Here is a 21,745-nt window from a genome sequence, read left to right as displayed (position 1 = left end):
AACCTTTCGAACTCCTAGTTTTTACCAAAAATGCTAGGGTTCTTTCCTACGGGCTTTTTTCTTGAATATGTCCTTTGATAAACAAATATCATCTTATTTTTTCATTGACATACTACCGCAGGTCTTCATAATATAGTTCTTTCCTATCTACTATCCCGCTTTTCCTAAATACAAACATGGAGTTCCATTTCTTCTCCGGCATAAAAAAAGGCCCCGCAGGACCTTCTCTCTTTCTATTCACTTTCTTCATACTCTGTACCCATGCCTGAACCGGGTCTATCCATCATGCCCCGGTCTTTGTCGCTAAATGGACCTCCTTCCCTGCTCTGACCCGGGCAGTTTCCTCTATCCCTCATGCCGTAGCCTTCATCGTCTTCGTTCCAGTGCGGGCCCCGCGGCATTTGGTATCCATCCCCGTCTTCATTCCAGTACGGACCACGGTGCATACCGTTTCCTTCATCGTCTTCATTCCAGTACGGCCCCCGGTGCATAACGTTTCTTTCATCGTCTTCGTTCCAGTACGGACCACGGTGCATGCCGTTTCCTTCATCGTCTTCGTTCCAGTACGGACCACGGTGCATGCCGCTTCCTTCATCATCTTCGTTCCAGTTTGGACCCCGTGGCATGCCGTTTTCTTCAAAGCGGTTTTCCAGCTCTTCGTCTGTCATTTGCGGATGTCTTTCCTGCATATAAGGAAGCATGTCCTCGAAATCCTCCGTACCGTTCACCGCAAGCGCCGCTCCTCCTCCGGCGAACAAAACAGCAGCAAGGCCGATCAAAACAGCTTTTTTCATTTGAAGCATCCCCTTTCCTTTTATCTAATTTAAGTATATAAAAGAGTTGTGAAGACGTGATGTAGAAGTTATGAAGAAGTAATGAAGAAAAAGGGATTTTAAGGAGCAGATGATATACTGAAAGGAGAGGATGAGGAGGGATATCAGTGAGCTTGAAAGTACTGATTATTGAAGACGAACCAATGATTATTGATGTACTGACCGGATACCTTCTGCGGGAGGGATACCACGTAATAAGCGAAACAAACGGCCAGGCGGGACTCGAGCTTTTCCATCACGAGCAGCCGGATTTTGTACTTCTCGATTTAATGCTCCCGGACCTCTCCGGAGAGGAAATCTGCGAAAACATCCGCCGTGTGTCCAACGTTCCTATTTTAATTTTAAGTGCCAAATCAGCGGAAGAGGAACGGATCCGCGGGCTCCGTCTTGGTGCGGATGACTATGTGACGAAGCCTTTCAGCCCGAGGGAGGTACTCGTCCGGATGCAGACCGTTCTCCGGAGAACGGGTGTTGAACCGAAGGAACAGCTGCCCCTCTCCTTCAATCAAAGCATGCTGATTATTGATGACCGCCGGAAGCTGGTCAAAATATACGGGCAGGAAATTCATCTCACGAGAATCGAATATGTACTTCTTCATACGATGGCTTCGCACCCCGGCCAGGTATTTCACCGGACGGCTCTTCTCGAGGCTGTACAGGCCGATCAGTTTTTTGAAGGCTATGAAAGGAGCATTGACGTTCATATTAAAAACCTGCGTAAAAAGATTGAAACAGATCCCCGCCATCCCCGGCTGATCGTTACTGTTTTTGGTATGGGATATAAGTTTGGAGGGGAAGAGGATGTTTCGCACACTACAGGGTAGATTTTTTTTGTTCGCTCTTTGTCTTTCTCTGGGAGCCGTACTGCTTACGGGGCTCTTTATGTATCTCGGAATTGAACGAAGCTTCGGAAGCTACGTAGGTGAAAGGCAGGAACAGCAGGCGGAGGAAGCGGCTGCACAGCTGGAAAATATCTACGATGGTTCATGGGAAACAGCCGACCTGCGTTTTCTGCAGGGAGCCGGCATGCACGAAGGAATGCAGTTTACCCTTTACACGCTGGAAGGAGAAGTTGTTTTTTCCTCCCGTTCCATGATGCACGGCCAGGGTATGCATTCCGCAGACGGTGACACCGCTGCCTACGAGCTGGAAAGCGGCGGGGAGCCGATCGGCCGGCTGGAAGTGGTGTACCCGGATCAGCTCGGAGGAGCCGAGCAGAATTTTGTCCGGCAGACAGTTCTCCTGCTGGGTGGTTCTGTCCTTGCGGTGATTATTATGAGTGCCCTGCTCAGCCGCTTTTTTTCCCGTCGGCTCACCGAAGGTCTCCGCTCTATTGGAACCTATGTCCACTCACTGAAAGAAAGGAGCCGTCCTCCTGCCCTTTCTTCTTCCTACAAAGTAGAAGAACTCGACACCCTGGCCTCCGGCGTCAATGATCTGGCTCTTTCCCTCGAGCGGGGAGAAAAACAGCGCCGGCAGTTTACCGGTGATATGGCACACGAGCTGCGCACCCCTCTCTCCACTTTAAGAAGCCAACTGGAAGCTTTCCAGGATGGGGTTCTGGAACCGACCCCCGAACGGCTGCAGCAAAGCTATCTGGAGCTGATGCGTCTCGTCCGTCTGGTCGATGAAATGGAACGTCTCCATGAAGCAGAAAATCAGTATCAGATGCTGCAGATGGAACAACTGGATGCAGAGGAGATGATCGCACACCTCGCCTCGCAGTTTCAGCCTTCTTTTGAAGAGAAAGGCGTCAAACTGACATCCTCCTCCCCCGCCGTCACTTTTACAGCTGATAGGGACAGATGGATGCAGATCATGACAAATCTTCTGCATAATGCGTGGAAATTTACTCCATCGGGAAAACGTGTCCACGTTGAAGCTGCCGATCTGGGGGAGGAAGTGGAGTTTCAGATTATTGATGAAGGGAAAGGAATGAGCTCCCGGGAGATGGAGCACATGTACGACCGGTTTTTCCGGGGTGAAAAATCCCGGAACAGAGAACGCGGGGGACTTGGTATCGGCCTTTCCATCGTCCGCGCTCTCGTGGAGGCTCACGACGGAACGATTAATATTGAGAGCATAGAAGGATCTGGGACCACTGTAAAAGTCCGTCTGAAAAAATAAAGCTGTCCGGCAGAAAAACTGCCGGACAGCTCTTTCTTTACGTATTCAGGCGGTACATAAATGCTTCGTACGGCTGCAGCGTAAATTGCTTAAGGTCGTGAAGGTCTTCCTTCTCATTCGAGATCAGAAGCCCTATTTCTTTGCCCGCGATGGTACCCGGGAGGCTTCTCTCCTGCTTTTCTGCTGTGAAATTACAGACGACAAGAATGGTTTCCCCTTCACGGGTCCGCGTATAGGCGTATACTTCCTCATCCTCCTCCAGAAGCAGACCGTAGCTGCCATGCACGAGGGTTTCCTCTTCTTTTCGAAGCTGAATCAGTTTCTGATAGTAATAAAAAAGAGAGTTTCTGTCGGCGAGCGCCTTCTCCACGTTAATGTCTTCATAGTTTGGATTGACAGTAAGCCACGGACTGCCTGTCGTGAAACCGGCGTGCTCGGAGCTGTTCCACTGAACCGGCGTTCGGGCGTTGTCCCTGCCCCTGCCGTAAATTGAGGGCATAAGCTCTTTTTCCGAAAAGCCCTGAAACCGTTTTTCGTTGAACCAGTTGATCGTCTCAATGTCTTTATACTCATTAATGGAGGAAAACTGTACGTTCGTCATGCCGATTTCCTCACCTTGATATATAAAGGGTGTCCCCTTCATTCCGTGAAGAAGTGTAGCGAGCATCTTCCCGGATTTTTCCCGGTGCACACTGTCATCACCAAAACGGGAAACAGCACGCGGCTGATCGTGGTTATTCCAGTAAAGGCTGTTCCATCCGTGTTCGTCCAGTCCTTCCTGCCACTTCGTCATGATTTCCTTGAGTTCCGTCAATTTCCACGGGCGGTCCTCCCATTTACCGTCCGGACCGTCACCGAGACTCATGTGTTCAAAGTGAAATACCATATTCAGTTCCTGCCGTGCTTCGTCTGTATATTTTCTTCCCTGTTCCACATCAACCCCCGGCATTTCCCCGACAGTCATGATGTCGTAATGTTTCAGTACTTGTTCGTGCATTTCGTGCAGAAACTCATGGATCCGCGGTCCATTCGCATGAAATTCAAAAGCGGAAACGAGCGATTTTCCTGGATCCGGGCGGCGCTCCGGCATCGTCTGATCCTTGGAAATCAAATTGATGACGTCCATACGGAAACCGTCGATTCCTTTATCCAGCCACCACCTCATCATCCGGTACACATCTTCCCGTAGATCCGGGTTTTCCCAGTTAAGGTCCGGCTGTTTTTCGCTGAACATGTGCAGGAAGTACTCGCCCGTTTTTTCATCATACTTCCACGCGGATCCGCTGAAGGCTGATTCCCAGTTTGTCGGAGGCCCGCCGTCTTTTTCTTTTTTCCAGATGTAATAGTCTCTTTTCGGACTATTTTTGGAAGAACGGGATTCCACAAACCAGGCATGTTCATCAGACGTGTGATTTACTACAAGATCCATGACGATACGGATGCCTCGCTCATGTGCTTCGTCCAGCATACGATCAAAATCCTCCATCGTTCCGAACTCTGAAAGGATAGACTGATAGTCGCGGATATCGTACCCATTGTCATCATTCGGCGAGTCATAAACCGGCGACAGCCAGATGACATCAATACCGAGCTGTTTCAAATAATCAAGCTTTGCAATGACGCCGGGAATATCACCAATGCCGTCGCCGTTACTATCGTAAAAACTTCTCGGATAAATCTGATAGACCACACTCTGTTTCCACCATTGAGTCTTTCCCATACGAATCATCCTTTATTTCAGAGTAGGTGCTTCTCTCTCCATCATAACGGAGCTGTTTCCAAAGGTACACAGGGATCTTTTTTCAACTGTAATTTTTAAAACCCGTGTCCGCTGCTGGCTGCGAAACAAACTTCGCTTTTACAGCATAAAAAACGGCCATGACAATAAGCTGTCGTGGCCGTTCTCCTGAATATGCAAAAAAAGTTCAAACATAGAAGAAAAATGTCTTCTTTCTAGCTCTCTTCAAAACGGGTCAGGGCCCGGTCCAGTTTTTCCAGCCCTTCGTCAATCTGCTCCTTTGTCACAATGAGCGGTGGAATCATGCGCATCACTTCCGTTTTGTTACCGCAGAAGTAAAACAATACGCCCTCTTCCAGTGCAAGGTCCAGCACTTCCATCAGTCCGCCGCCGTCAGCTTTGTTTGTTTCCGGGTTGATAATCTCGATACCGATCATCAGTCCTGTGCCGCGGATCGTACCGAGCGTCGGATGGCTTTTTTTCAGCTGTTCCAGCTGTTCAGCAGCGTACTTTCCCATCTTTTGGGCATTTTCCAGCAGATTTTCTTCTTCCAGCACTTCAATTGTAGCGATCCCTGCTTCGCAGGCAATTGGATTGCCGCCGAACGTCGTGGCGTGCGAACCGAGCGGCCACTGGTGCATCAGTTCCTTCGAAGCAGCTGTCACACCGATCGGCATGCCGGACGCAATGCCCTTGGCTGCCGCAATAATATCCGGTTCCACATCGAATGCCTGGGAAGCGAACCAGTGTCCCGTACGGCCGAATCCGGTCTGTACTTCATCAAAAATCAGAAGAATTCCGTGTCTGCTGCAGATTTCCCGGATTTTTTGAAGCCATTCCGCAGGTGGAACGATATATCCGCCTTCCCCGAGTATCGGCTCTACGATCATGCAGGCCGTCTCCTCCGGTGTTACTTGATGATCAAACAACGTTTCTGCTGCTTTTTCCAGTGCTTTCACATTTTCCTCCGCCGAAAGTGATGGATCCGCGTACGGAAGCTGAAAGGCGTTCAGCTGTGGCTGCTGGTACTTTCTGTACTTGCTTTTGGACGTACTGACGCCCATCGATCCATACGTGCGGCCGTGAAAACCTCCGGTAAAGGAAACTACTGCCGGACGTTTCGTCACGTGTTTTGCGAGCTTCAATGCTCCTTCCACCGCTTCCGTTCCGCTGTTGCCGAAAAAGAAGCAGTCGATGTCCCCGGGCATAATTTCAGCCAGTTTATCGGCCAGGTTCAGAATGGATTCGTACATAATAACGCCGGAAGGGCCGTGGGTGAGCAGATCTGCCCCCTCTTTCACCGCTTTCACTACTTTTGGATGCCGGTGTCCGGTGTTTGTCACCGCAATGCCGGAAGTAAAGTCGAGGTATGTTTTGCCGTCTGCTCCGTAATAATAGCAGCCTTCTTCTTTAATCACCGGAAGATTCGGATGATCCTTTGCCATGCTGGGTGCCAGCCGGTCCCCCATTCGTTTCATCAGTGACTGTACGTCTGAAGCCATTGAAAACAGCCTCCTTTCTCTTAGTTGTTTATTTAAAATATAGCTAGATAAAGTTCGCTGTTGACGGCTGGAAACAAACTTCACTTCCAACCGGCAGGCTTGCCGTGGAGGAGATTCTCAGCTTCCTCAGGCTGCGCCCTGCGGGATCTTCCAATCTCCTTCTTCCACAGGCGTCCGCCGGTTTCCGCTTCGTTTTTTCATAGAAAAAGAAAAGTTCTGCTTTCATAGACGCTGCTCTTATTTTTTATAAAACCAAGGCCCAGGCGATTTTTCGAGACGCCTGCGGAAGCGCGAAGATCCTCCCGGACGAAAAGGACAGCCGCAGGCAACCTTCACAAACCATCCGGAGCTTTAACAGAGCCAAAATGTTATGAAGGCAGAAGCTGCACTCCATCCTTTGCGCTGTGGAGTAAAAGAAACTTTTCTGCTGCTTCTATCTTAGCAGGAATCCGGCTGCTAGAAAATCAGGTGAGCCACACCGGCGATAATCGGCAGCGTAATAATGGTACGCTGAAGGAAAATCACCGCAAGCTCCCAGAAGCTGAGCGGGATGCGTGAACGGAGAATAAGCACTCCGATTTCCGACATATACACAAGCTGTGTGATCGACACGCCGGCAATAACAAACCGCGTCAGCTCACTTTCAATACCGCTTCCGATAACGGCCGGCAGGAACATATCCGCAAATCCGACAATCATTGCCGGAGCGGCTTCTGCTGCTTCCGGTATGTTCAACAGCTGCAGAACAGGTACAAACGGGGCAGAAAGCCACACAAAAATCGGTGTGAATTCAGCGAGAATCAGTGCAATCGTCCCCAGCGTCATGACAATAGGGATAAGGCCGAGCCACATATCCATCACGTTTACGAACCCTTTTTTCACGACGCTCCCGATACTTTTGACGCTGTTCGCTTTAGCCACCGCCACTTTCAGACCGAAAGAGAGCGTCGATTCATTTTCAGGTACAGCTTCCACAATCTGCTTTCCAACTGGTTCATGGTATTCGTCCTTTTTCAGTGATAAAGGTGGAATACGCGGCATAATAATCGCAGCTACCACAACAGCAAGGGTGACTGTTAAATAGAAAGGAACAAAATACGCTTCCAGACCGATAAAGCTGATGATAACGAGACTGAAAGCAATCGAGGCAATTGAGAAATTCGTTGCAATAACGGAGGACTCCCGCTTCGTATAATACCCCTGCTCAAACTGCTGGGTAGTGATAAGTACACCAACAGGCCCCGCTCCCATCCAGGAAGCTGTCGCATCGATCGCAGAACGTCCGGGCAACCGGAAAACCGGCTGCATAATCTTACGTAGAATCGTTCCGATAAAATCCATCAGGCCGAAAGATAACAAAAAGGGCATGAAAAGCGCCGCAAATAAAAACCATGCCATCAGAACAGGTACGAGGTCGTACAATACCGTCCCCCCGGTAAATTCAGCCGTAATAAATCCCGGTCCGATCTCCATCAGGACCATTACAGCAAAAACAGCTCCAATGACCCGGACGATCATCCAGGCGGCAGAAATATCAAAGAGCCCCCGGAGTGTATCACTTTTTAAAATCCATTCCGGCTGGGCTGTTCTTGCAATGATCGCCCCAAGCGCCGAAAGAATAATGACCCCGGTCATGAACGCCGGGATCTGCGGACCGAAATTCGTTTGTAAAGATTCGGCCAATATACCTACACCTATAGTAATACTTCCGTCGAACGGTACAGGAACTAGAAATAATAAAATGCCGAATAAAGAAGGAATAAGAAAACGCATGCTCGATGTTTTTTGTGCTGGCTCAGTCATAAGAAACCTCCGCTGTAATAAGAATATTTATAAATATACCAATATAATGTATAAATATCAATGGCGGTTTGTTCTTAAATACAGAAGTTCAGGAGGACCTTATTTTCTCCTTCCATACTATGCCAATTTTCCTCCTCCTGATAACTTCGTGTGCTATAATAAAAAACGAATCTAAACAGAAATGAGGGCTGACATTGGCTTCGCTTGGTACACTTCCAGATAATATTTCTTTACTGCACGCCCTGGACAGTATTGGTGAAAACGTACTTATCGCAGATACGGATTATACCATTACGTGGATGAATTCCAATGCTTCCAGGCTGTTTTCAAATATTGCCCCCCTCTACAACATCACCGACGTTAATGAAATGATCGGGATGAATATGAACGCCTTCCATAAAAATCCTCCCCGCCAGGAAGAAATCATGGAATCATTAACAAGCGAGCATCGTGCCCGCATAAATATCCGGGAACTTTTTATCGCAGATATCGTGATCACGCCGATCAAGGAAACCGGTGGGAAGATTGAAGGCTACATCGTCATGCTTCAGGATGTCACAACAAAAGCCGAAGAAGAAAAACGGAAAGAAGCAATGATTGAAGAAATGTCTGTACCAATGATGTCGATTTGGGATAAAACCATTTCTCTGCCGCTCGTCGGGGAGTTTACGGAAGAACGGGGCAGCAGAATGACCGCTTCTGTTCTCCGTGAGTGCACGGAGAATAACTTGGAATACGTACTCATTGCAATGAACGGTATTAGGGAGTTTGATGAAACAATCCGCTGGAACATTCAGCAGCTTGTTGACTGCCTGAAGCTGGTCGGCACGGAATGCGTCCTTGTCGGTATTAAACCGTCGCTTGCTATGACAATGCGGGATTTTGACCCCGAAATCCGGACGTTCAGCTCTGCCTATCAGGGACTGCAGTACATCATGAAAAAGCAGGCGGAAGACGAAAAATAAATTCCGGCTGTTTTTTATTCAGGAGAGGATCCGATGAAACCGAAACTGTTCGATGCCCACCTTCACATTATTGACCCGGCGTACCCGCTCATACAAAATGAGGGGTATCTTCCTGAACCGTATACAGTGAATGATTATTTACTCGATATGAAAGCGTACCACGTGGCGGGCGGTGCGGTCGTTTCCGGCTCCTTCCAGGGGTATGATCAGTCGTATTTAACCGACGCTCTTGCTTCGCTCGGACCAGGATTTTCCGGTGTCACGCAGCTGCCTCCTGAAACGCCTTCCGAAGAAATTCTCCGCCTGCACAAGGCGGGAGTACGGGCCGTCCGCTTTAATATTAAACGCGGGGGACGAAAAATGCTCGAGCAGATGGAGGATACGGCACTTCACGTTTATGACACAGCCGGGTGGCATGCAGAGCTCTATATAGATGCGGTGGACCTTCCGGAGCTCCTTCCTGTACTGCGAAGGCTTCCTGCTGTATCGATCGACCACCTCGGTCTGACAGAGGAGGGCCTTCCCGATCTGCTCCGCTTCGTGGAGCAGGGAGGCCGGGTTAAAGCTTCCGGTTTCGGGAGAGGAAACCTGGACGTAAAGAAAGCGCTGATCTCTCTTTACGACGCAGACCCCGAGGCTCTTATGTTCGGAAGCGATCTGCCTTCCACCCGTGCCCCCCGGCCGTTTCAGCACGAAGACGTACAATTAATCATCGAAGCTCTCGGAAACGAAGGCAGCAGCAAAGTACTTTACGATAATGCCGCTTCCTGGTATAAAAAGAAAAGCTGAAAAGATTTGTTATGAAAAAAGACTGCTTTCATCGTTTCGGATGAAAGCAGTCTTTTGGTGTTATTCATTTCGGTTCCACTCAAGCTCCAATAAACCGATTATATTATCAGCCGCTTCTTCTGATGACCCGCTGTCGATTTCCATCCGGAAGTGGTGGGCACTGTAAATGTCTTTCCGTTCATAGAAAAGTGCTTCTATTTCTTCCATCGAGCGGTTTTGAAGAACGGGGCGGCTGTCGATGAGGATATCGATGCGCTCTTTCCAGGACTCCCACGTCATATCCAGAAAAAACACGATCGAAGATTTCAGGCACATATCCCGGATTTCATCCTGCAGAAAAGCCCCTCCCCCCATCGAAATCACCTGAAATTTCTGATTGGTGTAGTACTCCACATATTCCTTTTCTTTTTCGCGAAATGTTTTTTCTCCGTATTCTTTAAAGATTTCCGGGATGGACATGCCGAATTCCCTTGATATCTCTTCATCAATATCGATGAATGTCCGATTCAGCCGTTCGGATACTTTCTGTCCGATCGTGGTTTTTCCGACACCCATAAAACCGATAAAAATAATGTTCTGTTCCCGAAGTGGTACGTGATTTGTCATAGGAGGTCCCTCTTCCAGCTTATAATTTCCATCCGCTTTATTACGTTAATGCAGTTGCCTAAAGTCTAAATCATCACTCCTGGAAAATCAACCGGCTCAGCGGGTCAGACGTACTGCTCTTAAACGGAGATACATGAAACGCGTGTTCTTTTTTATTTGATTAAAGAAGCGCAGGCGCGCAGAGCGAGAAGGTAGCTGTCCACTCCGAACCCGCTGATCTGTCCCTGAGCAATGTCTGCGAAAACAGATTTGTGACGAAATTCATCCCGTGCGTGGATGTTGGACATATGAACTTCAATAAAAGGGACTTCCAAAATGTCGAGGGCGTCCCGTATCCCATAGCTGTAGTGGGTCCATGCCCCTGCATTAATAATCACTGCGTCTACATTATCTTTATACCCCTGGTGAATGCGTTCCGTCATTTCTCCTTCAAAATTTGTTTGAAAGCTTTCGACTTCAATCTCCATTTCATGTCCCAGACCTTTCAGCTGTCGATCAATCTCCTCCAGAGTAATCGTTCCATAAACTTCAGGATTTCTCTTACCAAACATATTGTGGTTGATTCCGTGCAGCATTAATACTTTCTTCATAAGCCGAACCTCCTTCTATACGAATACAACGGATATGTAATAATCCCATCATACTTTCCTTTTGCTCTTTGGAAAAGAGCTTCCTGTCTTTTTATACGCAGAAATAGCCTTCAGCACCTCAAAAAACCGGAAGTTTGTTATACACTTACGTTTCTTATAAGATATAGTTTGATTGAAATGCAGCGAAACGGAATGGGAAGGAAGTTTGTATCGACGTGAAAAATCTGATTATCTTTTTATATTCGAGTGTTATTCTCCTTTACATAGTCAATCGATTTGCATCTGTTCCAGCTTTAACCTACGTTATCGGCATCCTGGCTTTTACAGCACTGATTACCGCTTTTTTCAGATCCAGTGGGCTTTATCGAAAATCCGGAATTTTCTTTTTTACCGGTGGTATGCTGCTTTTTTTCTACAACGGTACTCCAATAGAAACTTTTTTCTTTCACTTCGATACGATGATCGGAATTTTATCTTTATTTTTTGTTCTTCCTTTTATGAATACTATTATCCGGACCGGTCACTACGATTCTCATTTACGGAAGCTTCTTCAGCACGGTGCGGGAGATTTAAATAAACTATATAAACGGAGCTTTCTTATTTCTCATTTTTTAGGATTGTTTTTAAATATAGCCACTATTCCGCTCGTTCATAATACGCTGCGCCAGTCCCTCTCCAGTATTAAAACGAAGCTGGCTCAAAAGTTTTATTCCCAGAGTATTTTAAGAGGTTACGCTCTCTGTCTTGCATGGAGTCCGATCGAAATCATGGTAATTATTTCTCTCGATATGACCGGGTTTACATACATCTATCTTTTTCCTTTTATTGTTTCTATCGTTCTTTTTATGTTTCTTTCAGACTGGCTGTTCGCACGAAAAAAATATCAGGGAACGGCACTTCCAATAGAATCGGAGGCTGCTTATTCGACTCGGAAAGTTGCTTCGAAAATAACACAGATGATGGGAATGCTTATCCTTCTCGTTCTGACAGCCACCCTTTTGGAATATCTTTTTAACAAAGGGTTTCTCTTTTCCATTGTTTTGTCGATTATTCCTGTGTCGGTTTTGTGGGCTGCTTCGATTAAACGTCTCCGGAGGTATTTCACGATAGCCCTTCCCGTATTTAAAGCAAGAACGCTCGGCCTTTCTAATTTTTTCTTTTTGTTTTTAAGTGCCGGTTTTTTTGTAGAAACTTTGTCAGCTTCAAATTTTATGAATTACCTGGAATTTGTTTTCGTTAACAGTACAGATTATATTTTGGTTCTTTACTTTCTCATTGGCCTTTATTTTTTCGTATCTGCGTTTGCAGGGTTTCATCCGCTCGTATCCATCGCTCTTCTTGGAGAAGTACTTGCGCCGGTCATGAATGAAATCGGGTCTATTTCTTTAACACTTGTACTGATCACTTCGAGCCTGGCTACAGCGATTTACAGTCCGTTTAACTTGTCTGTATCGCTGCTTTCCAATCAATTAGGGATTACCCCTTACAAAATCAGTGGCTGGAATCTGCCGTTTTCCCTTTATTATGTGACGGTAAGCATTTTAATCGCCTATGCCCTGACATTCGTCATTTAACTGCGGCGAATTATTATATGCGGTTTGAAAGAAAAGCTAAGTTCGCTGTTGATGGCTGGAGGAACACTTCGCTTCCAACCGGCAGGCTTGCCGTGGAGGAGATTTTCAGCTTCCTCAGGGATCTTCCAATCTCCTTCTTCCACGGGCCGGTTTCCGCTTCGTTTTTTCATAAAAAAAGAAAAGTTCTGCTTTTCATAAACGGTGCTCTTTATCGCGTAAAACCGACGCCCGGGCAGAGACACTGCGGAAAAAGAAAGTATGAAGATCCTCCCGGATAGAAGGACAGCCGCATGCTTTCTCCGCGGCAAGTGAAGAAAAAAGAGCCGCAGGCACATGGAGCTTGGCTTTCCAGCTCTTTATTACGGAAGGAAACTTCACTTAAAAAGCTGGTAGGGCGGGCTCAAACGATAGTAATTTTGGGTGAAATCAGCTTTTTTGTAAGATATAATTTACTTTTGCCGCACACACCCAAAAAGCCGGAGCTTTAACAGAGCCAAAAGAAAAAAGTTTGAACCTTCCTCTGCTGGGTTATTCCTATGTTAAGCATACTATACGAAGGAGGAATACAGATGAACCGTAAACTGGACTGGAGCAGAGATAATGTTATTGCTTTTCAGATCGATAATAAAATAGAAGAACAGGAGTACAAAGAAATGCTTCGGGAAGTCGAACAGCTTATGGAGCAGTACGATAAGATCCGTATTTTTATGAAAGTTCCCGATCTGGAAGGAACAGAGCTTTCTACGATAGCCGACCGGTTCAAGTTTGTGAAGGAAAATAACATGGACCAGATTGAAAAATATGCCCTCGTAGGCGAACAGAAAACGACACAAGCGGTGACGAAAGCCGTCGATGTTTTATCCAGCATCAACACCCGGCAGTACCCATTCGACGAGGAAGAAGCGGCGAAAAAATGGATTTTTGAATAACCTTTGAAATCCTCTGAACCAGCCGGGACACGAGGGCTGCAACTGTGTTCACAATAAAACTAATCAGCAGACGGAACCGTCCCTTTATCCAGGAAGGACGGTTTTTTACTTTTTTTGGTATACACTCCCCCTTTTCCCCTCCTCTATCGGCTATAATAAAAACAGATACCTTTTCATATTGATAAGGGAGGGACCGGTATGATCACGATGACGGACGTCGGTAAAGTGTACAAAAGCGGTGAAGTGGAAACCCACGCCCTCAAGCACGTAAATGTAACGATCGAAGACGGAGAGTTTGTTGTTATTCTCGGTCCGAGCGGAAGCGGCAAAAGCACGCTGCTTAACGTGATCAGCGGACTCGACACGGTAAGCAGCGGCACCATTTTCTTCGGCAGTAAGGAACTCACACGCCTTACCATGGATGAGATGACTGCCTTCCGCCGGGAACACCTCGGCTTTATTTTTCAGCAGTACAACCTGCTCCAGAATTTGACGGCTTATGAAAACGTACAGATCGGTGCCGATATCGGCCGTGATCCGTTCGATGTAGATGAGCTTCTCGCAAAAGTCGGTCTCAACGAAGCGCGGAACAAATACCCCCACCAGCTTTCCGGAGGCGAACAGCTCCGTGTCTCCGTTGCGAGGAGTCTTGCCAAAAATCCGGACATTATTTTCTGTGATGAACCGACAGGCTCTCTTGATGAAGGGAATTCAAAAAAAGTACTGCGGCTTCTTCAGGAGCTTAATGAGGATTTCAAAAAAACCGTCGTTGTCATTACCCACAACATCGGTATTGCGGAAATGGCGGATAAAGTCATCCTCATGAACTCCGGAGAAATTACCGAGGTGCGTCATAACGCTGTGAAAAAAGATGCCCAGGATATCCGCTGGGGTTAGGAGTGGGAGCATGCTTCTCAAAAATGTACGGAGGACCCTGTCTAAGAAGTGGATGCAGCTCACAGCCATCAGCATTATTGTTATTCTGAGTTCTTTCATTTACACGATGATGTCTTACGGTATCAGCGGTATTGAGGAACCGACAGAAACATTTCTGGAGGAGTACAATCAGGAAGATTTTGCTGTAGAAATGATGAATCAGCTGACCGACAGAGAAATTCAGATTTTTGATGCAGAGGTACTTCCCGCGGAAGGATTGTTTACACTTCACAGCATAAAACAGGCTGATGAAGCTTTATTTTATGAGCTGATGGAAGAAAGAATCGAAGCGTTCGGGGAGGAGAACGATGGGATCCGTCTCGAACTCCGGGAAATGAAGGAAGTACATTTCGACGATCCCGGAGCCGGACATAAAGCTCTGGTGCTCAAAGATGCTGATGCGATTAACCGCTCCTTTATCGAAGAAGGACGGCAGCCGGCGGAGGCAGACGAGATCGCTCTGACCAAAATTTACGCTGAAAAAAATGGTCTCGTCATCGGTGACGTCTTTCCGGTGCACGGAGAAGAGTATACAATTACAGGCTTTGTTCTCTTTCCGGACTACACCCTTCCGATGTTTGATGACAGTTTCACCCTTGATACAGGTATGCAGACATTGTTTCTTTTCACTGACGAAACGTACGAAGCCCTGAGTGAAACAGAGCAGTTCCGTCTTGCAGGCGCCTGGACGAACGGGGAAACAGAGCTGACTGCCGAAAGGGAAGAAACAAATTTTGTTGTCCAGATCATTGATACCGAGACGAACTTCCGGAGCGGCGGCATTTATGATGAGCTTTCGAGCAGCCGGATTACAGCGCTCGGCTTGAGCATCTTTATCGCCTCAATCGCTGTTGTTATCGTATCGCTGATGATGCATAACCTTCTGCAGACAGAAAGAGGACAGATCGGAATACTCAAAGCACTCGGTTACAGCCGGACAAAAATTGCTCTCCCCTACTTCCTTTCTTTAATGCTTCTCGCTTTTCTCATGCTCTTGCTCGGTTATATTCTCGGTTTTTTTGCGGCAGAACCTTTGAAAAACCTGTATCTGGATTTTTATCTGCTGCCGGAAGAGCCGATTGCCCAGCAGCCGGGAGTTTTCGCAGCTGCCATCCTTGTCCCCTTTTTCTTTTTCGCCGCCGTCTCTGCTCTCATCATTTACCGCATTCTCGGAGAACAGCCGCTGGAGCTGCTTAATCCGAAAGAAAGTCATTCGGTCAATTTTCTTACCCGTCTTGTGAGCCGGATGCTCCGCGGAGCCCGGGGAGCAGTGAAATTTAAGTACCTTCATGCGGTAAGGAGTACGGGCAGTTTTCTTATTTTTTTTCTCGGCATCCTGTTTGCGACTATCCTCATTCTTTTTGCTTTTATGATGAACGGCATGATGGATCGTATGACGACCGAACACCTGGAAAAGACCGACTATCAGTATGAAGCTTATCCTGACCCTTTAATAGAAACACCGGATATCCCGGAAGACGCAGAAAGATTTCTCGCTTATCCATACGGATCCTATGAAGGGGAGACGGTGTCCCTGTACGGCCTCGAACCAGACAACACCCTTCACCGTCTGTACGACGAGAGCGGGGAAAATATTACCCGGGAAATAGAAGATGGCGTTGTTATTTCCGAAACAATGCGTATGAAGTTTGGTCTGGACATCGGGGGCACTCTTCAACTTACAGTGAATCAGGAAGAAGTGGAAGTTACTGTTCAGGGAGTATCCGAGGAATATATTTCCGACAAAGTCTATTTTGACCGGGAAACATTGAGCCTTCTTCTGACGGACGACCAGTCGGAGGAACTATACAGCGGCATTTATTCTCTTTCATCCCCTCCGGATGAAGATTTTGCAGCGGTGATAAGCAAAGAAGGACTGATGGAACAGAACGAATCACTCGAAGGCTATATGACAATGATGACGAATATTATGGTGGCTGGTTCCGGCATGATTGCTGCTAGTATTCTGTTTGTGCTTACTTCCTTTACCGTCGAAAAGAATTACTATGCGATTTCGCTGCTGAAAGTCATGGGATACAGCCGCCGCGAAGTGAACGGGATGATTTTAAACAGCTACTTCGTCTATACACTGCTTTCCTATTTGATCAGTATACCGATCGCTCTTTTACTGCTTCGTCTTATTGTTGTCTTCTTTGCTGATTACGGGGTAATACTGCCCCTCCGGTTTGAGCCGTTGTCACTCGTTATAACGCTTGCGGTTCTGCTTTTGATTTTCTTTCTAAGCACCTACATCAGCCGCCGGAAAATCAACCGTATCTCCCTCCAGGAAGTGTTGAAAAAGTATCATGAATAAATCAATAAAAAGTACCGCCGGTTCTGTTAATCGAGAACCGGCGGTACATCAGAATTACAGGGAGCTGCCCCTTCACTGTTTGCTTTATGATCGAACGTTTTCCCTCCAGAAATGAACCGGCTGCCATCCAAGAAGTGTTTTCGCTTTTTCGCTGTTCAAAAGAGATTCGTATTCGCCAATTTCTTTTTTGAACGGCACTTCCGGAAATTCTGCTTTCATGAGTTCACGGCTCGGGATCGCCATACTTGTATCATCAGAAGCCAGATTGAGTGCTTCCGCCCCGAGACCTTCGGCTTCCACAGCAAGGCGGCAGGCAGCTGCGGCATCGCGCGTATCGATATAGCTCCAGAGAATGCGGTCCCGCTGCGAGGAATCATTGATAAAGGACGGGAAGTTTTTATACATTTCCGGCGAAATCACATTACCGAGCCTAAAGCTTACGACCTGCATTCCGGTGCGGCGGTGAATCATTTTCGCTGTTTCTTCATTCACTATTTTGGAAAGACCATACGCATCTTCCGGGAGCTGCGGGTGTTCTTCGTCAATCGGTACGTACTGCGGATCGAACCGTTCTTTTGCAAAGCAGATACCGTAGGAAGATTCACTGGAAGCAAGCACAGCTTTTTTTATACCAAGCCCGGCTGCTGCTTCCAATATGTTGTACGTGGAAAGTGTATTGTTTTCGAAAGTTACTTCATTGGGATGGGAGTATGCTACGGGAATGGCTGCAAGATGTACGACGGCATCCGCCCCCTGCAGCACCCCGTACACTTCTCCGAGATTGGTTAAATCCGTGATTACTGTATCACAGAGCGGTTCTTCCGGTTTTTTCACGTCCGCATTAACGACGTGCCACCCTTTATTAAGAAATTCTTTTATAACCCACGGTCCGAGCAGGCCTGCTCCTCCGGTTACAACGACTTTTTTCATTACTCTTCCTCCTCTGAAGATTTGTTTCAGCTGTTTTCCTTCTGCTCTTTTTTAATCTCTTTTTTGGACCTGCGGAAAAAGTCACTAATAATTACTTTGGCAGCTCCCTGAAGCACAGTTTTATTAAGAGAAGCGACTTTCCCCCCGAGCTCTGCTTCGTACGTGTACATAAGCATTGTTGTTTCTTCGTTATGGCTGGAGAGCTTCATTTCCGCTTCCGCATCCACCGTTCCGGGACTGCCTTCTCCATATACAATCATCCGGCAGTAATGAGGAGGAGCTGTTTCATCCATAGTCAGAATAACGCTGTACTTTCCCCTGACACCCGCAATCCCTATTTCAAGTTCGGCCCGGTATTTATGGTCCTCCAGCTGCACAAGTTCTCTGCAGCCGGTAATACTTTCTTCCAGCAGTTCCGGATCAAACAGGCTTTCAAATACTTCCTCCCGAGGTCCCGGAAGCTTTATTTTTCCTTTTCCGTTCATAGGCTGCCTCCTTTTGAATACGTTTACCCTCCTTTCAGTTTCTTTTATCCTTTATAAAAAGTAAATATGTACAAACTACTCTTAGCAGGTTATTTCTATATCGACTATTCTACAACTGAAAAACAAGGTAAAGTATTGGAATCCATTCATAAATCACTTTAAGATAGAGATTTCCGAACATTGTGAATGATTTTCACTTCAGACAGATGCTTTCCGCGGGCTCGTCTTCAACTAATTCTTCCAGTGACCTACACTGGAAGAATGGATTTTCAGACTTCGCTTTATTCCGTCGGAGTCACTGCCTGCCGTTTCAATCATCTGATTTTGTATACGAATAGTGACATTATATACTGATAAAATGTTCAAAAATATATTGTGAAACTGATTCACTGAGCTTTAATTTTATTATTTAACAAAAAACTGCCTCGATTAACAATAACAGATTATCGAGGCAGTTTATTAATTATTTATCTCCTCTAAAAGACAGCCCTTTCAGGAAGTATTTATTAAAGAAAATGTATAAAAGAAGCACTGGCAGTGTAAAAACCATCGAAGCTGCCATTATATAATTCCAGTAAGTTGCGTAGTCAGATTGAAACGCATTTAATCCAACCGGAAGTGTGTACATCGAATCATCCGTCATAATAATAAGGGGTGCCATAAAATTGTTCCAAAAACCCATAAATACGAAGATAGCCATTGCACCAAGTGCGGGTTTAGCCATAGGCATAACAATTCTAAAAAATGTCCCTATGCGGCTTAATCCATCAATAGCGGCTGCTTCTTCTACCTCCTTAGGAAAGTTCACAAAAAACTGACGCATCATAAAAATAAATGTAGCATTAATCATTCCAGGAACAATAAGTCCTTGATAGCTGTTAAGCCAGCCCAGTTCTTTTAATATTAAGAAATTTGGGATCATAGTAACCTGGGCAGGAATCATCAATACAGCCAGTACAATAATGAACCAGGCTGTTCTCCCCGGGAAAACTACCCTTGCTAAAGCATAACCGGCCATTGAATTAAAAACAATATTCAGTGCAGTTCCAATGACTGCGACAATCAAACTGTTCATCAGCCAGCGCGGGAAAAGCTCCTGCTCTGTAAAAATCGTTACATAGTTTTGAAACGTGAATGATTCTGGGAATATATTTAACCCTGCAGATAGTATTTCATTCAGCGGCTTAAAAGAAGCAGACAGCGCCCAGGCAAATGGGAGCAAAGTTATCAGTGCATAGCTTATCAGCAAAATATATAGAAAAGCTTTCAGGATGTTCGGCTGCTTTTTATTCACGATGAATTCCTCCTTCCCCTCTATTAATACACTTGTTCATCTTTTTGAAGTTTTCTCTGAATTAAAGTAGCTACAAGAATAATAAGAGCCAGGGAAACGGCTAAAGCAGCTGCGTACCCCATCTGATTATTAGAAAATGCGTACTGATATATTAAGAGTACGACTGTTAAAGTGGAGTTATTGGGGCCTCCAGAACCGCCTGAAAACATATAAGACTGGTCAAATAACTGGAATGTTCCAATTACTCCTATGATTACTACAAAACCTGTTACCGGACGAAGCAGCGGAACTGTAACGTACCAAAATTTTTGTACAGCACTGGCTCCATCTAATTCAGCTGCCTCATAAAGTGATTCAGATATATCCTGAAGAGCAGCTAGGTAAATAACCATAAACATAGGAGCCGTAGCCCAGATATTCATAATCATGATAGAAATCAAAGCTACACTGGGATCGTTCATCCAGTTATATGTAGGAAGACCTACCGAGCCGAGAATTGTATTAATTAATCCATCCGGACGGTACATCCACATAAATATCATTACCAGTACTGCAGACGAGGTTAAAGTTGGCAGAAAATAAATGACTCTAAACCATTTCTCTCCCTTCATTCCTGCATTTAATGTAGCAGCAAGAACCAAGGCAAGGATCGTCTGAGTGGGCACCACAATAACCACGTAGAAAGCTGTATTTTGAAGGGCTATTATCGCTCTGTCATCAGTAGCCATACGAGTAAAGTTATCGAACCCGACAAAGTCAAAACTCGTGTCGCCCAGCAGATTCACATTATTAAAGGCAAGATAGAGAGCGAAGATAATAGGACCGATTAAAAATACTACTATTGTAAAGATGGTAGGGGACATAAATAAGTAACCTTGACCTGCATCTCTTAACTGGCTTTTTGATAATTTCCATTTAGCCATTTTATTTACCCCTTTCGATTTGTTTCCACTTATATATGTAGTAGGAATAAAAGGAGAGTAATCCTTCTATTCCTATTTAACTATTTAATAATTAATCCTGAATTTCATTATTTGCTGTGCGCTCTGCTTCTTCCATTGCTTCTTCTAAACTCTGATCACCCAGAAAAGCACTGGAAAACTGGTTTTCAAAGTTAGAGTTAATAATAGGAAGGTTCGTATCGTCTGCCCATACGGTTGCGTAACTGGCCCCTTCCATAAATGGGGCATAAATTTCATCATCTGTATAGTCCAAACTTTCAGCTACCGACTGGCGGGAAGGCAGGGCAAGTCCGCTTGAAGTCCAAGTTTCCATTCCTTCTTCTCCAGTAAGAAATTCAATCAGCTGCCACGCTTCTTCTTTCTTCTCTGATGCAGCGTTCATAGAATAAGATACCGTGTAAGCCATAGTAGAACGTTCTTCTTCTATTTTCGGAATCTCCACTACCCCATAATCCACTTCAGGAAAAGCATCTTCCATAAACTCTATCATCCAGTTACCTTCAATAATCATCGAAGCCCGCTCTGTACCGAACATATCTCCTCCCCACTCAGCTCCTACATCGGCCGGAGAGGCCCCAATTTCTTTTTCATTTCTCATATCAATTATCGGCTGCAGAGCATTTATTACATCCGGGTCGGTAAAGTTAGCCTGATTGTCAACAGCTACTTCCCCTCCCTGTGATTCTGCTATAAAATGCAGGCGTGCAAGATCTGTAACAATCCCGAAACCGTACCTGTCTCCAGTAGTCAGCTCTTCTGCAGTTTCCTCCATTTCTTCCCACGTTTCAGGCGGTGACTCAATCCCTGCCTCTTCAAAGTGCTCTTTGTTATAAAAAAGAGCCAGAGTGGAAGTATCTTTAGGAAGCCCCCACAATTGGTCTTCTCTTCTGAAGGCATCAATTAGAGGATCTTCAAAATCATCAATGTTAAATTCGTCAGTTACGTAATCATCAAGCGGTTCCACTACTCCTGCCTCAATAAGGCCAGGAGCTTCGAAAGCGTCCAGGAAAAAGACATCTGCCGCTTCTCCTCCAATAAGGCGGGTTCTAAGCACATCCATATACTGATCAGCAATTGTATCCACTTCTACGTTAATGTGAGGATTTGCTTCTTCAAAAGCATCTATTGTTTCTTCAAAATAACGCTGCTCTGTAGGAGAAGACTGCCATCCTGTTAGACGTACTGTTACTTCTTCCTGGTCCCCCGAACTTCCGTTATTACTTTCTGCAGTACTTTCCCCATTTGAGTTCCCATTATTGCCTCCGCAAGCTGTAAGAACGACTCCTGATAGTAGAAAAGCGGTAATCCCCATACTCTTTCTTAAAGTAGTCTTTTTCATTTTCACTGCCCCTTTCTGATTTAAATGCT

At 45.9% G+C, this 21,745-nt stretch carries 21 protein-coding genes; 9 read left to right on the top strand and 12 right to left on the bottom strand.

Translation table 11 applies throughout. The features are described 5' to 3' along the window. Nucleotides 1-233 precede the first annotated feature (233 nt). Entirely contained in the window at nucleotides 234-794 is a 561-nt protein-coding gene (locus C6Y45_RS13560) for a hypothetical protein (protein WP_107585772.1), read from the bottom strand. A 146-nt stretch (nucleotides 795-940) separates the two neighbouring features. Between C6Y45_RS13560 and C6Y45_RS13555 the strand changes: the two genes are divergently transcribed. Then, entirely contained in the window at nucleotides 941-1,657 is a 717-nt protein-coding gene (locus C6Y45_RS13555; protein ID WP_281260618.1) for a response regulator transcription factor, read from the top strand. Beyond that, nucleotides 1,635-2,960: a sensor histidine kinase gene (locus C6Y45_RS13550; protein WP_107585771.1), complete on the top strand. Its 1,326-nt coding sequence runs from the start codon at nucleotides 1,635-1,637 to the stop codon at nucleotides 2,958-2,960. Before C6Y45_RS13555 ends, C6Y45_RS13550 begins: the two co-directional genes overlap by 23 nt. A 37-nt stretch (nucleotides 2,961-2,997) precedes the next feature. On the opposite strand, the gene C6Y45_RS13545 is transcribed toward C6Y45_RS13550, so the two are convergent. The 4 genes from C6Y45_RS13545 to C6Y45_RS13530 all read right to left on the bottom strand — a co-directional run bounded on the left by C6Y45_RS13545 (nucleotide 2,998) and on the right by C6Y45_RS13530 (nucleotide 8,003). After that, a complete protein-coding gene (locus C6Y45_RS13545) occupies nucleotides 2,998-4,680 on the bottom strand; it encodes a glycoside hydrolase family 13 protein (RefSeq protein WP_107585770.1) in 1,683 nt (560 codons plus the stop codon). A gap of 233 nt (nucleotides 4,681-4,913) precedes the next feature. Next, nucleotides 4,914-6,200 carry an aspartate aminotransferase family protein gene (locus C6Y45_RS13540; RefSeq protein ID WP_107585769.1) on the bottom strand — a complete coding sequence of 429 codons (1,287 nt, stop codon included), beginning with the start codon at nucleotides 6,198-6,200 and terminating at the stop codon, nucleotides 4,914-4,916. Between the two features lie 43 nt (nucleotides 6,201-6,243). Next, the gene (locus C6Y45_RS13535; RefSeq protein ID WP_107585768.1) at nucleotides 6,244-6,426 is read right to left on the bottom strand and encodes a hypothetical protein; all 183 of its coding nucleotides are present in this window, start codon (nucleotides 6,424-6,426) and stop codon (nucleotides 6,244-6,246) included. A gap of 230 nt (nucleotides 6,427-6,656) precedes the next feature. Then, entirely contained in the window at nucleotides 6,657-8,003 is a 1,347-nt protein-coding gene (locus C6Y45_RS13530) for a YjiH family protein (protein ID WP_107585767.1), read from the bottom strand. A gap of 194 nt (nucleotides 8,004-8,197) precedes the next feature. Between C6Y45_RS13530 and C6Y45_RS13525 the strand changes: the two genes are divergently transcribed. Both C6Y45_RS13525 and C6Y45_RS13520 read left to right on the top strand, forming a co-directional pair. Next, a complete protein-coding gene (locus tag C6Y45_RS13525; RefSeq protein ID WP_107585766.1) occupies nucleotides 8,198-8,968 on the top strand; it encodes a PAS domain-containing protein in 771 nt (256 codons plus the stop codon). 33 nt (nucleotides 8,969-9,001) lie between these two features. Then, nucleotides 9,002-9,757: an amidohydrolase family protein gene (locus tag C6Y45_RS13520; protein WP_107585765.1), complete on the top strand. Its 756-nt coding sequence runs from the start codon at nucleotides 9,002-9,004 to the stop codon at nucleotides 9,755-9,757. A 60-nt stretch (nucleotides 9,758-9,817) separates the two neighbouring features. Here the strand turns inward: C6Y45_RS13520 and C6Y45_RS13515 are convergent, their stop codons facing one another. Beyond that, on the bottom strand, nucleotides 9,818-10,363 hold the full coding sequence (locus tag C6Y45_RS13515) for a shikimate kinase (RefSeq protein WP_107585764.1): 546 nt from the start codon (nucleotides 10,361-10,363) through the stop codon (nucleotides 9,818-9,820). A 152-nt stretch (nucleotides 10,364-10,515) separates the two neighbouring features. After that, a complete protein-coding gene (aroQ, locus tag C6Y45_RS13510) occupies nucleotides 10,516-10,953 on the bottom strand; it encodes a type II 3-dehydroquinate dehydratase (protein ID WP_107585763.1) in 438 nt (145 codons plus the stop codon). A 215-nt stretch (nucleotides 10,954-11,168) separates the two neighbouring features. On the opposite strand from aroQ, the gene C6Y45_RS13505 reads away from it, so the two are divergent. The 5 genes from C6Y45_RS13505 to C6Y45_RS13480 all read left to right on the top strand — a co-directional run bounded on the left by C6Y45_RS13505 (nucleotide 11,169) and on the right by C6Y45_RS13480 (nucleotide 16,706). Beyond that, nucleotides 11,169-12,527 carry a hypothetical protein gene (locus tag C6Y45_RS13505; RefSeq protein WP_107585762.1) on the top strand — a complete coding sequence of 453 codons (1,359 nt, stop codon included), beginning with the start codon at nucleotides 11,169-11,171 and terminating at the stop codon, nucleotides 12,525-12,527. Between the two features lie 308 nt (nucleotides 12,528-12,835). Further along, nucleotides 12,836-13,015, top strand: coding sequence for a hypothetical protein (locus C6Y45_RS17640; protein ID WP_160058392.1), 180 nt, complete (start codon nucleotides 12,836-12,838; stop codon nucleotides 13,013-13,015). An 81-nt stretch (nucleotides 13,016-13,096) separates the two neighbouring features. Further along, entirely contained in the window at nucleotides 13,097-13,456 is a 360-nt protein-coding gene (locus C6Y45_RS13490) for a SpoIIAA family protein (protein ID WP_160058390.1), read from the top strand. A 198-nt stretch (nucleotides 13,457-13,654) separates the two neighbouring features. Beyond that, nucleotides 13,655-14,353 (top strand): ABC transporter ATP-binding protein, encoded by a 699-nt coding sequence (locus C6Y45_RS13485; RefSeq protein WP_107585758.1) that lies wholly within the window; start codon nucleotides 13,655-13,657, stop codon nucleotides 14,351-14,353. A gap of 10 nt (nucleotides 14,354-14,363) precedes the next feature. Beyond that, nucleotides 14,364-16,706: an ABC transporter permease gene (locus C6Y45_RS13480; RefSeq protein WP_107585757.1), complete on the top strand. Its 2,343-nt coding sequence runs from the start codon at nucleotides 14,364-14,366 to the stop codon at nucleotides 16,704-16,706. 84 nt (nucleotides 16,707-16,790) lie between these two features. On the opposite strand, the gene C6Y45_RS13475 is transcribed toward C6Y45_RS13480, so the two are convergent. From C6Y45_RS13475 to C6Y45_RS13455, 5 genes are all read right to left on the bottom strand, one after another. Continuing rightward, nucleotides 16,791-17,636: an NAD-dependent epimerase/dehydratase family protein gene (locus tag C6Y45_RS13475; protein WP_107585756.1), complete on the bottom strand. Its 846-nt coding sequence runs from the start codon at nucleotides 17,634-17,636 to the stop codon at nucleotides 16,791-16,793. A 26-nt stretch (nucleotides 17,637-17,662) separates the two neighbouring features. Further along, the gene (locus C6Y45_RS13470; RefSeq protein WP_107585755.1) at nucleotides 17,663-18,121 is read right to left on the bottom strand and encodes an SRPBCC family protein; all 459 of its coding nucleotides are present in this window, start codon (nucleotides 18,119-18,121) and stop codon (nucleotides 17,663-17,665) included. Between the two features lie 463 nt (nucleotides 18,122-18,584). Further along, complete coding sequence (locus C6Y45_RS13465) at nucleotides 18,585-19,415, bottom strand: carbohydrate ABC transporter permease (protein WP_107585754.1); 831 nt, start codon at nucleotides 19,413-19,415, stop codon at nucleotides 18,585-18,587. A 23-nt stretch (nucleotides 19,416-19,438) separates the two neighbouring features. Then, a complete protein-coding gene (locus C6Y45_RS13460; protein WP_107585753.1) occupies nucleotides 19,439-20,338 on the bottom strand; it encodes a carbohydrate ABC transporter permease in 900 nt (299 codons plus the stop codon). A gap of 91 nt (nucleotides 20,339-20,429) precedes the next feature. After that, entirely contained in the window at nucleotides 20,430-21,716 is a 1,287-nt protein-coding gene (locus tag C6Y45_RS13455) for an ABC transporter substrate-binding protein (protein ID WP_107585752.1), read from the bottom strand. Nucleotides 21,717-21,745: the final 29 nt, after the last annotated feature.

The organism is Alkalicoccus saliphilus, from assembly GCF_003044065.1.
GTDB classification, from domain to species: domain Bacteria; phylum Bacillota; class Bacilli; order Bacillales; family Salisediminibacteriaceae; genus Alkalicoccus; species Alkalicoccus saliphilus.
Note: the sequence above shows the minus strand (reverse complement) of the source record. Positions and strands in the feature narration are given on the sequence as shown.

What these genes read in the sequence shown, in the direction of transcription:
- C6Y45_RS13560 (WP_107585772.1), bottom strand. Translation starts at nt 794, where the DNA reads ATGAAAAAAGCTGTTTTGATCGGCCTTGCTGCTGTTTTGTTCGCCGGA.
- C6Y45_RS13550 (WP_107585771.1), top strand. Translation starts at nt 1,635, where the DNA reads ATGTTTCGCACACTACAGGGTAGATTTTTTTTGTTCGCTCTTTGTCTT.
- C6Y45_RS13545 (WP_107585770.1), bottom strand. Translation starts at nt 4,680, where the DNA reads ATGGGAAAGACTCAATGGTGGAAACAGAGTGTGGTCTATCAGATTTAT.
- C6Y45_RS13540 (WP_107585769.1), bottom strand. Translation starts at nt 6,200, where the DNA reads ATGGCTTCAGACGTACAGTCACTGATGAAACGAATGGGGGACCGGCTG.
- C6Y45_RS13535 (WP_107585768.1), bottom strand. Translation starts at nt 6,426, where the DNA reads ATGAAAGCAGAACTTTTCTTTTTCTATGAAAAAACGAAGCGGAAACCG.
- C6Y45_RS13530 (WP_107585767.1), bottom strand. Translation starts at nt 8,003, where the DNA reads ATGACTGAGCCAGCACAAAAAACATCGAGCATGCGTTTTCTTATTCCT.
- C6Y45_RS13520 (WP_107585765.1), top strand. Translation starts at nt 9,002, where the DNA reads ATGAAACCGAAACTGTTCGATGCCCACCTTCACATTATTGACCCGGCG.
- C6Y45_RS13515 (WP_107585764.1), bottom strand. Translation starts at nt 10,363, where the DNA reads ATGACAAATCACGTACCACTTCGGGAACAGAACATTATTTTTATCGGT.
- aroQ (WP_107585763.1), bottom strand. Translation starts at nt 10,953, where the DNA reads ATGAAGAAAGTATTAATGCTGCACGGAATCAACCACAATATGTTTGGT.
- C6Y45_RS13490 (WP_160058390.1), top strand. Translation starts at nt 13,097, where the DNA reads ATGAACCGTAAACTGGACTGGAGCAGAGATAATGTTATTGCTTTTCAG.
- C6Y45_RS13485 (WP_107585758.1), top strand. Translation starts at nt 13,655, where the DNA reads ATGATCACGATGACGGACGTCGGTAAAGTGTACAAAAGCGGTGAAGTG.
- C6Y45_RS13480 (WP_107585757.1), top strand. Translation starts at nt 14,364, where the DNA reads ATGCTTCTCAAAAATGTACGGAGGACCCTGTCTAAGAAGTGGATGCAG.
- C6Y45_RS13475 (WP_107585756.1), bottom strand. Translation starts at nt 17,636, where the DNA reads ATGAAAAAAGTCGTTGTAACCGGAGGAGCAGGCCTGCTCGGACCGTGG.
- C6Y45_RS13470 (WP_107585755.1), bottom strand. Translation starts at nt 18,121, where the DNA reads ATGAACGGAAAAGGAAAAATAAAGCTTCCGGGACCTCGGGAGGAAGTA.
- C6Y45_RS13460 (WP_107585753.1), bottom strand. Translation starts at nt 20,338, where the DNA reads ATGGCTAAATGGAAATTATCAAAAAGCCAGTTAAGAGATGCAGGTCAA.
- C6Y45_RS13455 (WP_107585752.1), bottom strand. Translation starts at nt 21,716, where the DNA reads ATGAAAAAGACTACTTTAAGAAAGAGTATGGGGATTACCGCTTTTCTA.